Source organism: Mordavella massiliensis (assembly GCF_016901695.1).
Taxonomy (GTDB): Bacteria; Bacillota; Clostridia; order Lachnospirales; family Lachnospiraceae; genus Claveliimonas; species Claveliimonas massiliensis_A.
The window spans coordinates 57,687-73,374 of sequence record NZ_JACJKS010000005.1 but is presented as its reverse complement, the minus strand read 5'-3'; the positions used below and the strand labels follow the sequence as shown (position 1 = coordinate 73,374).

At 49.3% G+C, this 15,688-nt stretch carries 16 protein-coding genes and 2 pseudogenes; 1 reads left to right on the top strand and 17 read right to left on the bottom strand.

Annotated elements, in window-relative coordinates:
* Positions 1–6 precede the first annotated feature (6 nt).
* The 5 genes from H6A20_RS04930 to H6A20_RS04910 all read right to left on the bottom strand — a co-directional run bounded on the left by H6A20_RS04930 (position 7) and on the right by H6A20_RS04910 (position 4,467).
* Positions 7–705, bottom strand: coding sequence for an ABC transporter ATP-binding protein (locus tag H6A20_RS04930; protein ID WP_204906038.1), 699 nt, complete (start codon positions 703–705; stop codon positions 7–9).
* Positions 706–1,076: 371 nt separating this feature from the next.
* On the bottom strand, positions 1,077–1,316 hold the full coding sequence (locus H6A20_RS04925) for a DUF6061 family protein (RefSeq protein ID WP_191374820.1): 240 nt from the start codon (positions 1,314–1,316) through the stop codon (positions 1,077–1,079).
* 275 nt (positions 1,317–1,591) lie between these two features.
* Positions 1,592–2,329 (bottom strand): CPBP family intramembrane glutamic endopeptidase, encoded by a 738-nt coding sequence (locus H6A20_RS04920; protein WP_204906037.1) that lies wholly within the window; start codon positions 2,327–2,329, stop codon positions 1,592–1,594.
* Between the two features lie 34 nt (positions 2,330–2,363).
* Positions 2,364–2,657 carry a helix-turn-helix domain-containing protein gene (locus tag H6A20_RS04915; protein ID WP_476739006.1) on the bottom strand — a complete coding sequence of 98 codons (294 nt, stop codon included), beginning with the start codon at positions 2,655–2,657 and terminating at the stop codon, positions 2,364–2,366.
* A 193-nt stretch (positions 2,658–2,850) separates the two neighbouring features.
* Positions 2,851–4,467, bottom strand: coding sequence for a recombinase family protein (locus tag H6A20_RS04910; RefSeq protein ID WP_002596236.1), 1,617 nt, complete (start codon positions 4,465–4,467; stop codon positions 2,851–2,853).
* A gap of 225 nt (positions 4,468–4,692) precedes the next feature.
* On the opposite strand from H6A20_RS04910, the gene H6A20_RS04905 reads away from it, so the two are divergent.
* Complete coding sequence (locus tag H6A20_RS04905) at positions 4,693–4,893, top strand: hypothetical protein (RefSeq protein ID WP_002596235.1); 201 nt, start codon at positions 4,693–4,695, stop codon at positions 4,891–4,893.
* A gap of 64 nt (positions 4,894–4,957) precedes the next feature.
* Here the strand turns inward: H6A20_RS04905 and H6A20_RS04900 are convergent, their stop codons facing one another.
* From H6A20_RS04900 to H6A20_RS04845, 12 genes and pseudogenes are all read right to left on the bottom strand, one after another.
* A complete protein-coding gene (locus H6A20_RS04900; protein ID WP_002596234.1) occupies positions 4,958–5,152 on the bottom strand; it encodes a transposon-encoded TnpW family protein in 195 nt (64 codons plus the stop codon).
* A gap of 14 nt (positions 5,153–5,166) precedes the next feature.
* Positions 5,167–6,009: an ATP-binding protein gene (locus tag H6A20_RS04895; protein ID WP_002596233.1), complete on the bottom strand. Its 843-nt coding sequence runs from the start codon at positions 6,007–6,009 to the stop codon at positions 5,167–5,169.
* Complete coding sequence (locus H6A20_RS04890) at positions 6,006–6,800, bottom strand: replication initiator protein A (RefSeq protein ID WP_006356266.1); 795 nt, start codon at positions 6,798–6,800, stop codon at positions 6,006–6,008. The genes H6A20_RS04895 and H6A20_RS04890 overlap by 4 nt, the downstream gene beginning before the upstream one ends.
* A 72-nt stretch (positions 6,801–6,872) precedes the next feature.
* Positions 6,873–7,259, bottom strand: coding sequence for a cysteine-rich VLP domain-containing protein (locus tag H6A20_RS04885; protein WP_002596231.1), 387 nt, complete (start codon positions 7,257–7,259; stop codon positions 6,873–6,875).
* Positions 7,249–8,874, bottom strand: a complete 1,626-nt coding sequence (locus tag H6A20_RS04880; protein ID WP_204906036.1) for a relaxase/mobilization nuclease domain-containing protein — start codon at positions 8,872–8,874, stop codon at positions 7,249–7,251. The genes H6A20_RS04885 and H6A20_RS04880 overlap by 11 nt, the downstream gene beginning before the upstream one ends.
* Positions 8,846–9,244: a plasmid mobilization protein gene (locus H6A20_RS04875; RefSeq protein WP_002596229.1), complete on the bottom strand. Its 399-nt coding sequence runs from the start codon at positions 9,242–9,244 to the stop codon at positions 8,846–8,848. The genes H6A20_RS04880 and H6A20_RS04875 overlap by 29 nt, the downstream gene beginning before the upstream one ends.
* Before the next feature lie 497 nt (positions 9,245–9,741).
* The gene (locus H6A20_RS04870) at positions 9,742–9,954 is read right to left on the bottom strand and encodes a helix-turn-helix domain-containing protein (RefSeq protein ID WP_002586615.1); all 213 of its coding nucleotides are present in this window, start codon (positions 9,952–9,954) and stop codon (positions 9,742–9,744) included.
* Complete coding sequence (locus H6A20_RS04865) at positions 9,947–10,369, bottom strand: sigma-70 RNA polymerase sigma factor region 4 domain-containing protein (RefSeq protein ID WP_002586616.1); 423 nt, start codon at positions 10,367–10,369, stop codon at positions 9,947–9,949. The genes H6A20_RS04870 and H6A20_RS04865 overlap by 8 nt, the downstream gene beginning before the upstream one ends.
* Before the next feature lie 171 nt (positions 10,370–10,540).
* On the bottom strand, positions 10,541–11,308 hold the full coding sequence (locus H6A20_RS04860) for a class I SAM-dependent methyltransferase (RefSeq protein WP_002586626.1): 768 nt from the start codon (positions 11,306–11,308) through the stop codon (positions 10,541–10,543).
* 50 nt (positions 11,309–11,358) lie between these two features.
* Entirely contained in the window at positions 11,359–13,278 is a 1,920-nt protein-coding gene (gene tet(W) / locus H6A20_RS04855; protein ID WP_002586627.1) for a tetracycline resistance ribosomal protection protein Tet(W), read from the bottom strand.
* A gap of 652 nt (positions 13,279–13,930) precedes the next feature.
* Positions 13,931–14,059 (bottom strand): annotated as a pseudogene (locus tag H6A20_RS04850) (Maff2 family mobile element protein); the annotation flags it as partial.
* Positions 14,060–14,128: 69 nt separating this feature from the next.
* Positions 14,129–15,643: pseudogene (locus H6A20_RS04845) on the bottom strand (VirD4-like conjugal transfer protein, CD1115 family); the annotation flags it as partial.
* Between the last annotated feature and the right edge of the window lie 45 nt (positions 15,644–15,688).

Below are 15,688 nucleotides of genomic sequence, written 5' to 3'. Positions count from 1 at the left end.
CCTCCCTTAAAGTTCCAATTCCGAAGCTGATATCTTTTCGGTATTTATTCTGTTTTCCTGTACTTTTCCGTCTTTGATATAAATAATGCGGTCTGCCATTTGGGCAATTGCTTCGTTGTGGGTAATAATAACCGTTGTGGTGTTATATAATTTATTGATTTTTTCAATAAACTCCAAAACAGTTTTAGAAGATTTGGTATCTAAGGCACCTGTCAACTCATCACACAACAAAAGCTTGGGATTTTTGATAATGGCTCTCGCAATGGCAACACGCTGCTGCTGACCACCGGAAAGTTCCTTCGGGAAACGATAACGATATTTTTCCATTCCCATTGCTTCCAATACTTCGTCAACATTCAAAGGATTCTTCGAGATATCTGATACAACTTCAATATTTTCAGCCACTGTCAAATCCGGAATCAAATTATAAAACTGAAATACAAATCCCACATCTTCCTTGCGATACTCTGTAAGTTTATTGTTTTTGTAACCTGAAAGATTCCTCTCTCCTATAATAATTTCACCCTCATCCAAGTGATCCAAACCTCCGAGCATATTCAGCAAAGTAGACTTACCTGAGCCGGATGGTCCTAAGATAACACAAATCTCACCCTTCTCAATTTCCAGATTCGCATGATCCAATGCATAAACAAGCGATTCACCTTCACCATACTTTTTTGTTGCGTTTTTCAATGTGATAAACATTTTTCTACCTCCCGGTCGTAAATTTTTATTTCGTGGAAAATTCCTATGAAATATAAAAAACCCAAGTACAGCTTTAAAACTATACTTGGGTACATGTGTCAAATACATAGACTTCACGTATAGTTTGAGCTATACATGAGTCTCGCAATTTAAAACAAGCCAGACCAAGAGGTCAGTATGTTGACTTGCTACGTTATACGCTTGCTACTCCCTCATGGGAATTTTACATAGAGAGATGTTATCATTTTTTATTTCGGTTGTCAAACACTTTTTATCTTTTATTTCAATAATGCATGAAAATTTGGTTTTATTCTATCACTTCAGGTCTATATATTCTACCTGCACTTCATAGGAAAAATCACTTATTGAAATCACCAAACTTCCAAACTATCAATCGCATCCATCCACGCTTGCATTTCGCCATCTAAAGCCAATCTTGCATACTCAAGTGGCTCATCTATTGCTAAAGCATTAAGTGGATTTTGTGAGCAAGGTGTAGTTTTCAAACCATCCTCTGCCTCGTTACAATCAATTCGTAATATGTAATTCTCAAATGTAGTCACATCAATACTGTTCGTTTGAGGGTTATAATCTGCATATATCAATCTCATCTTATCAGTCCTTTCTTGAAAATGTATTATAAGCATTCCATCCAGTTCCAACTGCCATTTTCATAAACTGTTATAAGTTGTTGCCAGATTTTCTTTCCCTTATTTTTTCCCTTATGCGGGTTCATAAACAAGGGTAGAACGATATAACACGATACAAGATGTAATGGAAAGGACACCAGTGAAAAGTCTAGTGTTTTCAAGGGTTTGACGAGATTTCTATAACAAAATATAACAGTTATTAAATCCCATAAAAATCGTCATCTGAGAACTGGAATTTATTGTTTTGCTTCTCCACAATACCATAAATATATTGAATATACAAGCATAGCAATCAGTCCTATTACCAATAGAACATTCACTTTAATTATAAATATAGATAAAAGAGTATTTGTCAATCCATGAAAAACACTACAAGCAAAAACACATTTCGTTTTTTTGTAAATTGTCGCCAGCCAAAAGCTCAGTATAACAGCTAACGCTAAGAAAAAGAGAAATGGCATATTTTGTTGCGATGAGCCATTTACAAACCAAAGGGGAATATGCCAAATTCCCCATACAACACCCGTAATGATTGTGGCTATAGGAAAATTCAATTTTTCCTCTAATAAAGGCTGCATAACACCTCTCCAACCTAATTCTTCTTCGCCGCCATATATAAATGTTGCTTGAAGAAAGATTAAAGGCATCAAATACCATGGTAATGCGGAATTTAATTCCATTGACGATAAACCTATTGTCAGTATTTCAAAAATAGAAAATAAAAACAGAAAAATCAATGATTTCTTTCTGTAGCCAAAAATAAAATCTAATATAGATTTAACCGTGTTTTTTTCTTCTAAGACAAAGAAAGTTGCTATTGTCGGTCCAAATCCTCCTATAATATGTAAAATAGTGCCTAAAGGATGCGAAAATGGGATAATATTTAAACTCGTTAACACAGCAAGTCCAGACCAGGCTATCCCTGTAATAACAAATGTAATTATAAGAAATTTTGCTAACCGTTTAGTATCCAATTCAGTATATCTCCTTTTCAAATTAGGATTTGTTTTATTCTTCGCTTTGATTATTTTCGTCCTGCTCCAACTTAATCACATCCAAAATACCACAATTCAGGGCCTCGCAGATACGCAGTAGCGTTTTCATACTGATATGCTCATCCTTGCCCATGTTAGCAATCATATTAGTGGTTAGACCGGCGGCAAGCCGCAAATCCTCTTTCCTCATGCCACGCTCTTTCAATGTGTTCCATAGTGGCTGATAACTAATGTGCATAGGCTTCCCGCCTTTCTCCTCGTTGTCAAGTATTCTACTTCCATTATAGCAAAAATCTTGTGTTTCCACAATATTTCTTGACCGCACCGCCGGTTCCGTCTGGATTGTGCTTTTCCTTTCTTCGCTTTTGTTACATCTAATCAGCCATAAGCTGTTTCATGCCCTGGCTTTTTGCTTATGTGTGATAAAGAAGCAATAGAAGTGCAAAAAATTTTGCCGTTCCTATCCGACACTTGGCCATTGTGTCGGATAGGTCGGGCGGTTATTCGGGCAAGTCAATCTTGCCGACAAAGCTGTAATAAATCTCAATGTCCTGCCTGCGGGTGCCGTTCTCATCATAGCTGCACTCATGCACCACAATTTTCTCGATCATTTCCCGCAAGAGAGTGGGGGTCAGTTCTTCAAAGGCAAGGTGCTTGCGGACAATGCCCATAAATTTCTCGGCGTTGACGGTAGCTGCCTGTGACTTGTCCAGTTCGGCTTGCAGGGCGGCGGCTCTCTTTTTCAGCTCCGCTTGCTCGGCTTCGTAGTCAGCCGACAGTTCCATGAAACGCTCATCGCTGATTTTGCCGTTTACATTGTCCTCATACAGCCGCTTGATAATGCGGCTGATTTCAGAAATGCGTTCCTGCGCCTGTTCAAGCTGCTTGATGGCTGCGGCGGTCTTTCGCTTGCCGCCGATCTCGTTCTGCTGGACAAGTAGTTTCACAAACCGGCTCTCATGCTTGGCTGCGTATTCGGTCACTTGCCGGAGATTTGCCAGGACACCAGCGGTCAACAGATCGGTGCGGATAAAGTGCGCCGTACAGTTGCGGGTGCGCTTCTTGTAGCTGCCGCAGATGTAGCAGTCCTGTTTGCGGTCTTTGTTCTGATACCGCTGCTGATACAGCACATGGCCGCAGTCGGCGCAGAACAAAATCCCGGAGAACAGCCCCACTTCATCGTAGCGGTTCGGGCGTTTGCGCTGTTTGCGTAACTCCTGCACCCGTTCCCATGTTTCCTTGTCGATGATCGGCTCATGGTGGTTCTCGAAAATGGCCTGCTTCTCGACGGGGTTCTCTATGCTGTGCTTGACCTTATAAGAAGGCTTTTCCGTTTTGAAGTTCACCAGACATCCGGTGTACTCTCGGTTTTCGAGGATATGAACGACGGTGTTGGTCGCCCATTTGCACTCATAGCCTGGGTGATAACGGCGGGTGCTGCCTGTCCGCTGATATTCCAGCGTCCCCGGCGTGGGGATTTGCTGCTCCGTCAGCATACGGGCAATCTTGGTCGGGCCGTTCCCGGCAAGGCAAAGCTGGTAAATCTGCTGCACCACCGGGGCGGCTTCCTCGTCTATAATAAAATTCTCGTCCTCGTCCATCACATAGCCGTAAACCGGCTTGCTGGTAACAGGCTTGCCGCTCATGCCTTTTGACTTTTTCACTGCCTTGATTTTCTTGCTCGTATCTCTCACCAGCCATTCATTGAACAGATTTCGCAGCGGGGTAAAATCGTTGTCCATGCCCTCGCTGGCACTGTCCACATTATCGTTGACAGCGATAAAACGCACACCCTTTTGAGGGAACAGCATTTCCGTGTAAAACCCTACCTGCAAGTAGTTTCGCCCTAACCGGCTCATGTCCTTGACGATGACCGTACCCACTTTCCCGGCTTCAATGTCCGCAAGCATGGCTTGAAATCCGGGCCGCTGGAAGTTCGCGCCGGAAAAACCGTCGTCGGTGTACCAGCGCAGATTGGTAAAGCCGTTCTGTTTTGCGTAGGTTTCGAGTATCCTTTTTTGGTTCGATATGGAATTACTCTCGCCTTGCAATTCATCCTCGTGGGACAATCTCGGATAAAGGGCGGTAATGAGGTTTTGGGTGGCTTGTCTTAACATAAAATCCTCCGTTTCCGACAGCCAGCCCCACTATTCCGTGGTTTCATTGTACCACGGAACGGCGGGGGCTGTACAGCGGCAAAAGCGTTAAATTTGCTTCTTTACAGCTTTTCAATTTTCCGATTTTTATGGTATGGGTTGTCGTCCCATATTTGCAGTAGAAAAGTTCATAACTCCGTGGTATACTCTGATTTAACAAAAAAATCAGAAGTTAAAGGAGAAAACATGAAGTATACAATAGATGAATTAACCGCGGCCAAAAGGCAAATTGATTCAACTCTGCACAAGCTAAGAGAAACAGTAAAAACATTTGAATCAAAGGATAATTCCGAGCGTTATAAATCACAAATCACATTGGCAAAGAGAAGAATAAAAGCCTTTGAAATTGCAAATTATTTTATAGAGAATGAGATTAAGAATTGCTAAAGCACTTCCGATTTTCGTTCCAGCGGTCATGCTCCCTGGCATGGCCGCTTTTCCATGCCCCGGTTCACGCCGGATAAGTCGGCTCCTGTGTAGCAGCGGCTTCCGCTTCCAGTACCCGCGCCATTTTGTCGGCGGCTGTGGTTGTGGTGTCTTTCTTGAAATAGCCGGACACGACAAGGACGGAATTGCCCATGCGGATTTCCGTCACACAGTCAGGGCGGCGGGTGGTGCGGGTGTCGTGCTGCTTGTTATCTGCCATAGGCAATACTCCTTTCAGTCGGTAATCAGTTTCTTCATGCTCTCCATTTTCCGCTTGGCGGTTTCCTGCCGGAAGTTGTCGCCGGTAAAGCGTACCGGGACGCACATGGAAAGCAGGCGGTCATAAATCCGGGAATGGGCGGTGTCCTCCGGGTTGTGCAGGTCGTCCAGCGTAAGGTTGGTCGTGACGATCAGCGGCTTGCCGCTGCGGTAACGGCTGTCAATCACATTGAACACCTGTTCCAGCCCGTATTCCGTCCCGCGTTCCATGCCGAAGTCGTCAAGGATCAGCAGCGGATAACGACAAAGGCGGGAAATGTACTCGTTGCGCCCCTCAAAGCTGGCGGCAAGGTCATTGAGGATAAGAGCAAAGTTCGTCATGCGGACGGGGATTTCTTTCTCCATGAGGGCGTTTGCGATACAGCCTGCAAGGTAGCTTTTGCCGGTGCCTACGCCGCCCCAGAACAGGCAGCCGATATTGTCTGTCCGCATATCTTCCCAATGCTCCACATACCGGCGGGCAAGCCCGGTCTGCGGGTTCCTGCCGTTGTCGTTCTCGAAAGTCCAGTCCCGCATGGTGGGGTCGGTAAAGCCCCGGCGTTTCAGTTCTTCCACGGTGTCAAGGTGTCTGCGCCGCTTTTCGGCGGCTTCCCGTTCCTCGCGGGCGGTTCTCTGGCAGTCGCACTCTGCCGGGTGGCGGTCGCGCCCGAAGATAGCGGCCTTATCCGGCGCAAAATAGGCTTCTTTCGGCTTGCGGCACTTGCCGCAGTACAGTAAACCGTCCTCGCCGGTGTAGTCCTCCGGCTCCGGGATGGTGGTCGTCATATTCTCCAAAACCGCGTTGATTTCATTCTTCATAAACTCTCGCCCTCCTTGCATGAGTAGTCTGGTATGCCCTTTTTAGGGGCTTCCTTTTTGTCGTTCCCCGCCCATATCCGCAGGGCGGCGGCATAGTTCTGGTAGCTTTTCCCGTTGGCGGCAAGGTAGCGGCTCATTTCCTCGATGAACCGTTCCAGCCTGTCAGGGTACTCTGCCTGCAACTCGTCGTATTCGGTCTGTGACAGAAAAATATTTCCATATCGGCCATAGGGCGCGGACGGCCCCCCACTCACTCCCTTTGTTTGGCTCTCTGTAAGGTTGTTTATAGTAGTTTGGTTAGGGGACGGTTTTCCGACCATCATAAGGTCGGTTTTCTGACCATCAGTAGGACGGTTTTCCGGCTCTATGAGGGGCGGACTTCCGGCCATCAGTTGGTCTGAAAACTGTACCTGTGGCACTGGCGGTACTTTGACATAAAGCCGGTTCGGTGCGGAGAAGCCGCCCCGTTCCCGTTCCAACAGCCCCGCCGTGTCCAGTTCATTAAGCGCCCCCTTGATGGTGGTGCTGCCTTTATCCAGTATTTCTGCTATCTCCGCGATGGGATAGATAATATAAATCCTGCCCTCGTCGTCCAGCCACTTGTTTTTCTGGGAGAGGGTGGAACGGTCTAACAGCAGCGAATACAGCAGCTTGGCGGTCTGTGAAATCTCCATTTTCAGCAGGAAACGGGGATACGGCAGATAGGCGGGCAGCCGCGTGTCTGCCCTGATATAATCAGCGATAGGATCACCTCCCTGTGTTCGGGTTGATTTTGGCGTATTGTCACGCATTAAAACGCCGTTTCCGGGGGAAAAGGATAAATGTATCGCGTACCCTTTGACACCCACGAAAAAAGCCTTGATTTATGCGGGTTTGAAAGGCTCTAAAGCGTGACATCTCTGCCTTTGTTTCCGCTTTCTCTCGGCGGCTTTGATTTTCTTCATGCGCCCGGCGCAGTCGGGGCAGTATTTTCCCCGGTTGGATTTGGGGACAAAGGCCGCCCCGCAGACGGCACACCGTTTCCGGCTTCCCCGGCACAAGAGGGCTGCGGCCAGCTCCCCGTCAAGGGGCAGGACAGCCACACGGAACCAGTGGCACATGAGGGAAAAGGAAATGCTCTGGACGCACACGCAAGGCTCCCCGTCGTCTAACAGCAGGCAGTTCCCCTCATCGTAGTTACAGCACTCATGTACCAGCCGCCGCGCCCGCCGGTGCTGGCGGTAGTCCATGTGGGGCAGGTTATCGCTCATGGCTCTGCTCCTTTCTGCGGTGCGGCTCGTCCCGGCGCAAAATCTGGTCGATGTTCCGCTTGACGGTCTGCAACTCCTTGAACCGCTGTTTCTGTTCGTGATAGGTGTTATACAGGCCGTCTTTCTCGGAGATAAGCTGCTCGATCTCGGCCTGCAACGCTTTCCGGGCGGGCAGCTTGGTAATGCCATGCTCCCGGAAATATCGGGCGGCTGCGTCGGCTATGATAAAATCGCTCTCATGGGCCTGCCGGTATGCGGCGCGGGCTTTCTCGGATTTCTGTGCCCGCAGCCCGTCGCGGGCGGCCTTGGTCTGGGCGTAGGCCAACACCTGCCGCTGCAACTTCTTTTTCCCTTGCAGCTTCGTTTCCAGTGCTTTCAGTTCGCCGCTGGTCTGGCGCATTTTCTGATAGGCGGTGTCAACGGCGGCTTCTAACTGCTCCGGGGAAGTAAAGCCGTATTGCTGGTAGACGGACAGCGTTTTGGCGGCCTGCTTCAGATTGTGTATCTTCGCCCAGCGTTCATAGCCCCGGCCTTTGCCCTCGGCCATTTTCTGCTCAATGTCCACAAGCCGCTGCACTCCGTCCTGTTTCGGGGCGGCTATCTCGGCTCTGGCAACCTGCAAGCGGTCTTTTATGGTGCGTGGGGGATCGGGGGATCTGGCTGGCGCTTCGGCTGCTCTGGCGGCGTTTTGCTCTAAAACGGCAAAGACAGCGGCGCGGTCAAAATCGTCGCCCAGCTTCCGGGCGGTAATTGGCTTTGTCCTGTCCGGCGTGAGGTAGGAAAGCCGCCCCCGGCTCTCCTTGACGGTCACACCCTCCTGCAGCAACAGAGAGGAAAACTCGTCAAAGCTGGCGGCGGTGGCAAGGGCTTTCCGTAGGGTCTGCCGCAGCTTCTCCTTGTTCGTTTCAAACTTGGTCTGCCGGGGCGTGATACTATCGGCAATCATGGGGGCGTTCTGCTTGTCCAGCGCGGCCTGTCCCTTTTTCTGCGCCCAATACTCCCGGTCGGTGACGCGGTTCTTGCTGCCGTTCAAGAGGTCGATTTGATAAAGCCCCTCCCGGTGGCACATCTCCATGACTTCGGATTTGAAGTAGCGCAGGGCAGCGTCGGTACATCGGTGCTTGCAGCCGACTTTCGTATCGGCCGGCCTGTCCATGTAGGGCAGGAACGGCACTTCCTCAATCCGCAGGCTGTTTATGACGATATGCACATGAATGTTGCCGCTGTGGTTATGCCCGTCCGGGTGGGTGCAGACAAGGGCCTGGTGGCCGGGAAAATGCTCTTTACAGAATTGTTCCCCCAACGCCTGCGCCCGGTCTACGGTCAGGCCGTTGTCCGGCCCGTCCCGCGGGTCAAAGCTGATGATGTAGTGGTGGCTTTTCACATCTTCCCGCCGCTGGTTTTTCTGATAGCGGAGATTGGCCCGCATACACGCAACGGCAAAATCCTCCCCGTCGCAGTTCAGCGTGGACAGCCGGTAGTCCTCGCGGGGGATAAGCCTGCCGGTTTCATCAAGGACGGGCTTCATGGTAAACTCGTCATGCTCAAAGAGAAGATATTGCTCGGCGGCTCCGTAGTCGGCGTTTTTAGAGTTGATATGCTTGAGTGTTGCCAACCGCGTCACCTACTTTCTTGAGGACTTCATACTTGAGGACGGCAAGGTCGGATATGGCGGCGCGTACCTCGCCGGAAAGGGTGTTGTAGGGTACGCCGTATTCGTTCAGATACCGGGCAATCTGATTGAGGTTGCCGCCGATCCTGCCGTACTCGGCTGTCAGCTTCCCGACAGCGGAAAGCAACTCGTCATTGACCGACGACACATGGACAACCGGGCGTATGGTCGCCCGCCGTATCGCCTGCCGGAGAAATTCGGACTGGCTGATACCATAGGGCGCAAGCCGCGCTGTGAAGTCGGCATACTCATCTTCGGACAGCCGGGTTTTCACAACGCGGCTGCGGTGGGGCGTGTTGTATTTCTTTCGCATGGTGTGACCTCCTTTCTCGCCCGTAAGGGCGCATGAGCAGGGTTTGGGGAAGGCACTCCCCAACAAGTTTCCCGCGAGGGGCAAAACTGCAGAATTGCGGATTTTGGCACCGTGGTAGAAACTTGCTCTCCGTGACTGCAAACTTTCTCTCACTTCCGTCCGCCACTTTTTTGGAAAACTGCAACCACAAAAGTTTGTTTCTCTTTTTCTGCTACTACTAATCCTGTAAAGGGCATTCCTGCCCGCTTTCGCTAAAATGACACCGGACGCAGTGGTTTCTACCCGGTGTTGGAGAAATCCTTTCTCTTTGCCCTCTACTACGGGTAAATGCTCCAAATGCCAAACACCAGGGCAGAAAAATTCCCTCCTCGCTTACTACTACAACCGGCAGGGGGCAAAATGGCCGGGAGCGGAGCCGGACAACAAAAAAAGCAGTAAATCTTTTTCAAGACTTACTGCTTTCGCTGGCCGCGTCGGTGGCGGCTGGTATTCAGTTTTTATGACTTGTCCGGTGGTTCGTCAAGCCGGAACTTGAATTGACAGTCAATTAACCGCTGCTTTACATAGTCCTCCACCTCGGCGTTGACCTGCCCGTTCACTTTTGAGAAATAGCGGATATATCCGGCGTAGTGGAGCAGGACAGCGTTCACGGCTTCTGGGTCGCCCTCACGGGCTTTGAGGATTGTTTCATAGGGGAGAAGTCTACTCATACCGGCTCACCCCCATTTCTTCGCGTAGCCGCTGCAAGGCAAGCTGGATATGCCGCCCCGCTGTGCTGCGTGACCGGCCAATACACGCGCCGATCACGCGCTGCGGCTGGCGCAGAAAGTAATAGCGCAGGATTTCTTCCCGCGTCTGCTCCGGCAAAACAGAGATCGCGTCGGCAAGGGCGGCGTTGCAGAGCAGGACGGTCTGACCGCAGACGGTAAATGGGTATTCCTCGTCCGGCTCCGACGCGGCAAACTGGACAAACTTCTCGTTCATCAGATAGTCAAGGGAAACTTGCCGTTCCCATTGCCGTTTAAGCTTCAAAATCTTGTCCAAGGCGGCACAGCGGATAACAGTCTTGCAAAAGGCGTTGTACCTGCGCTGGATATATTCTTGATAGGCTATCTGGTCGGTCATGGAAATTCCCCTTTCTGAATAATAGTGCGGGGCGGTGGCACTTCTTGCTGTCGCCCCTTGATTGCCTACCAGCAAAGGCGGGCGGGGCTGTCAACGGCTGCGCATATGCGCCGTTCATCTTGACCGTTGACTGGCTCGGCTGGGTTTGCTATTTACCCGACAAACTTGAATTTATTTTAAGCTATCACGTTTTACCTTCTTAAGCCTTACTATCATTACCATAGGAATTTCTTTGTTGGTTTTAAAACATTCTTCATAAAATCCATCAATGACAAATCCAGCTCTAAAACAAAGGTTAAAAATATCTTGTATGGAACGATGATAATAAATCTGCTCTTTCGGTTGCCCTTCAATCGCTATATCATAGTAACTGTGCGGTGTCATATATTTTTCAGTCAACGTGACAAAACAAGGGTGTTGCGTTGCAAAGACAAAAATTCCGCTTTCCTGCAACAGTTCATAAACAGCCATAAGAAGTGGTTCAATATCCGTAATATCCATAATTGCCATATTAGAAACTGCTTTCGTAAAGGCTCGATTTCTTTTTAATTCTAATATACTTTTTCTATCGGTCGCATCCGCCACACAAAATTCAATTTGTTTTGCATATTGTGATTGCCGTCTTTTAGCCAATTCTATCATTTTTTTGCTGTAATCAAAAGCGACAACCGAAGCGCCTCTTTGTGCAAGATACGAAGAATAATTTCCATTGCCACACGCAATATCCAAAATGTAATCCGCAGGATTAGGAGATAGAAGTTCCGTTACTTTGGGACGCACTACCTCTCTGTGAAATTCATTAGATTCGTCACCCATTGCATTATCCCAAAATTGTGCGTTCTCCTCCCAGATTTTTTTACTTTCCTCTGTTCCCATGTTCTCTCCCACTCCCCAAATTTGCTTTTTTGCTTCCATTAAATCTTCCTTACTATATTCCATTGTTACCCTCCATAACTTCTGATTGTTGCCGTCTTGACGATTATGTATCTTTACATTACCTTCTGAAACATATGGCGCACCTTGTCCAGGCGGCTGTTTGGACGGCGGGGCTGGATGACCGGCTGACCGACAGCGGCCTGATATCCTTTCAGCTCTGTAAGGCATACGCTCCGCCCGTTGGTGTAAAAGGCCAGATCAGTACGGTATGCCTGTATACAGCGGGCGGGAATCTCGCCAGTAAAGACAACTTCATCCTTTTTTACCTGGGCCGTTTCGATGGTGGCACAGTATTTCGGTGCATCATGATAAGCCCTGGAAAGGTATTCCTGGGGCGCATAGAGGATGAAGGAGAGATAAGGTTCCAGCAGCTGCGTCCCCGATTCCTTCAATGCCTGTTCCAATACAATCGGGGCCAATGAGCGGAAGTCCGCCGGCGTGCTGACCGGACTGTAATAAAGCCCGTATTCAAAGCAAATCTTACAGTCCGTTACGTTCCAGCCGAACAAGCCCTGCTCCAGCCCGTAACGGATACCATCCCTGACAGCGTTTTGAAAACTCTGGTTCAAGTATCCCAGCGAAACCCGGCTCTCGTATTGTACACCGGAGCCAAGCGAGAGTGGTGTAACAGACAGTCCTATGGATGCCCAAAACGGGTTGGGCGGCACCTCGATATGGATGGTGTGGCTGGCTGCTTTGAGCGGCCGCTCCATATAAATGACGGAGGGTTCCTTTACCACTGTTTCAAGCTTGTATTTTTCCGACAGCAAAGCGGAAACAACCTCCAACTGCACCCGGCCCAAAAAAGAAAGAATGATCTCATGGGTGATGGAATCCACTTCGCAACGCAAAAGCGGGTCAGTATCCGCAAGTTGCGTAAGAGCGTCCAGCAGCCGTTCTCTTTGCGCTGCCGTTTTCGGCGCAATCGTCGTCCGCAGCATGGGGAGGGGGTCCTCGCGCCACCTTTTACGAGGGAGCCGGGTTTGGTCCCCTAATACATCGTTTAACCTCACGCTGTCGCTGGGAAGGATAACAATTTCACCCTGATAAGCGGTGTCTGTCCGAACAATTTCCCCTTTGGATGGAATACGCATCTCTGTGATTTTCAGCTTTTCTCTCCCGGCCAGGGCCACCGTATCCCGCAGGCGCAGCGTTCCGCTGTATAACCGTAGATAGACACGCCGCTGGCCGCAATCGGTGTACTCAACCTTGAAAACGCTGCCGCATAGGGCGGCGCCCCCCTGTTCCCCAATCGGTTGGAACAGCCCTGTCACCGCATCCATCAACGGTTGAATGCCAAGGCCATTTTTGGCGCTGCCATGATAGACTGGGAACAGGGAGGCGTCTTGAACCCGCTGCTGTTCCTCCCGCGCAAGTTTTTCCCGGCTGATTGGTTCTCCTGCGATATACTTTTCCAATAATTCATCGTTATTTTCGATGACCGCATCCCATGCTTCTATGTCGGTATTTTCCTCCAGGACTATTTCCGGGGACAGCGACACCGTCTGCTTGATGATAATATCGGCGGAGAGCTTATCCCGAACAGACTGAACCACGCTCTGCAAATCAACGCCAGCCTGGTCGATCTTGTTGATAAAGATAACGGTGGGAATGTTCATTTTCCGCAGGGCATGGAACAGAATACGGGTCTGGGCCTGCACGCCATCTTTAGCGGAGATCACCAAGATGGCCCCATCTAAAACAGCCAAAGAGCGGTACACCTCCGCCAAAAAATCCATGTGGCCGGGCGTATCCACAATGTTAACTTTACATCTGTGCCACTGGAAGGAAGTGACTGCCGCTTGAATGGTAATCCCACGCTGCCGCTCCAAAAACATGGTGTCCGTCCTCGTTGTCCCTTTTTCGACGCTCCCCGGTTCTGAAATGGCTCCGCTGGCATATAGCAGGCTCTCCGTCAAGGTCGTCTTTCCAGCGTCTACATGGGCAAGAATTCCAATATTGATTATTTTCATGTGATTGTCCTCCCTTTACAGCCCCAAAGGGCATAAAAATCCCCAGCAGTAAAATACTTTTACCACTGGGGATTATAAGTTGCGGACATACACATATACAGCATACACCTGTTTGTGATTGCTGTTTTTGGGGATATGTCAAAATTGATAAGGCAAAAGTATTCTTAAATTGGGTACAAAAAACTAAGCCCCTACAAAAGGAGCTATCATAATCCTTTGTTCCCACTATTTGATTATAGTTTTATTTAAGAATACCTTGCCGCATATTTTTTACTCCTTTTCTGGATTAAATCATTGTATCACATCAGTTTTAGGAAAGCAAGTACCTAAAAGAAATTTTTCTTCCCCTTATATGTAACAATCATACCGGCTTCCTAGCGTTCAGAATGTTTTCTGCTGTCTGCTGTGGTGTTTGGTTGGAATTGTCCAACCAAAAGCCGATCCGTGGTGTTGTCTGCATTTTACTAAATACAAATTCAATGTATACAGAAAGATATAAGGAGTGGGAGGGATTCCGCCGTAGTTGGCATTGTAGGAAAATCCAAAAGTTTAGATTTTCCCACAATGCTTATCTTTTGGTCTTTGGTTCGGAATAGTGTAGTGCTGGCGGTCTATCTCTTGTTTTCGGTTGCTTGCTTCCTTACCGTACATGAGCATTTGCCCCAGGGTTGTCGTTGCCGTAACCTTCGAGAAGGTTAATCACGCCCCAGATACCAAGGCCAGCGCCCAGGGCAATCACGAGAGTCTGAAGAACATCCACAGCAGAGTTAAAGAATTCCATAATGTACCTCCATAAAATTTGATTGATTTTTGATTGATTACGGAAGGCACACATTTTCCCCGAAGGTAATCAGCCGCCGGTTTCTTCGGCAGCTTCGTCCCCGGACAGGTCAATCGAATAGGCTGCAAACTGTTCGTCCGGCCGCAGTTTGAGCCTGGCAGACAGAAAACGCTCTATGTTGAAGGCGTTTTTCTTGTCGTAGTCGGAAAGGTATTTGTAGTTCGGATGTTTGGTAATATCAAACTTATCCGAAAGAAACGGCCTTACGCCGCGCAGTTGCAGGATGCACTTGCCGCCATCCATAACGGCCAGCTCATCCTGGCTCATCAGCTCTTTTCCGAGCTTCTGGTAATTGAGAGAGTGGGAGGTTTCCCGCCCACGGCTCTCGCCGGTATTGTAGGTGTCGATTGTCTCTTTCCCAAGGGATGCCGCCAGTTCCTTTAGGGTGGTCGGCTCCTTGCCGCCAAGAAATACCGTGGCATCCATGTTTCCGATGATGGTGTCGGCGTTGTCCTTATAAATCGCTTTAAGCTGGCTCTGTGCCTGAAGGACGAGGCAGGCAGATACCTCACGGCTTCGGATGGTTGCGACCAGCTTCTCCAGCCGGGGGATCTGCCCGATATTGGCGGCCTCGTCTATGAGGCAGCGCACATGGACCGGCAGCCTGCCTCCATACACATCATCAGCCTTCTCACAAAGCAGGTTGAAAAGCTGGGAGTAGGCCATAGCGATCAGAAAATTCATGCTGTCCTCGGTGTCGCTCATTATGAGGAACAACGCTGTCTTGCGATCTCCGAGGGTGTCCAGTTCCAGCTCGTCATAGGCAGTCAGGTCCCGGACCTCCTGAATGTCAAAAATAGAGGTCCTGGCCGCCGCGCTGATAAGGATGCTTTTGGCTGTCTTACCTGCGGCGAGCTTGTATTTTTTATACTGGCGCACCGCAAAGTGTCCGGGCTGGCGGCTTTCCAGCTCCTTGAACATCAAATCCACAGGGTTTTCAAATTCCTCATCGTCCTCCCGGACCTCCATCGCGTTAATCATTTCCAGCAGGGTGGAGAAGTTCTGCTCCTCCGTTGGGGCCTCATAATGGATATAGCCGATCAGCGCCGTGAACAATAGCGTCTCGGCTTTGACCCAGAAATCGTCCCCGCCCTTGCCTTCGCCTTTGGTGTTCGCAATCAGCGTTGTTACCAGCTTCAGGATGTCCTTCTCCGAGTGGATGTAGGCGAAGGGGTTGTAGTGCATGGATTTTTTCATGTTGATGGTGTTCAGGAAACGGATGCGGTAGCCGAACTTTTGCAGCATTTTTCCGCACTCGATGAGGATGCTGCCCTTTGGATCGGTGACTACGAAGGAGGTCGGATAGGTCTTGGAAGTACACTGCATCAGGTTGGGTTTCAACCAGAAGCGGGTCTTACCGCTGCCGGAGCCGCCGATAATCAAAACATTCTTATTTCTGGCTGTCCGGGGGGCTTTTGGGCGGCTGTTCATCGTCAGCCGTTCCGTCTGGGTGAGAATGATATTATTCTCAAACACCGGGTCCATAAACGGCTTGATGTCCTCCGCAGTCCCCCATGAAGCGTTTTGTCAAGTGCTTTTTTGAGTTATTGACGCAAATTATCGTGAAAG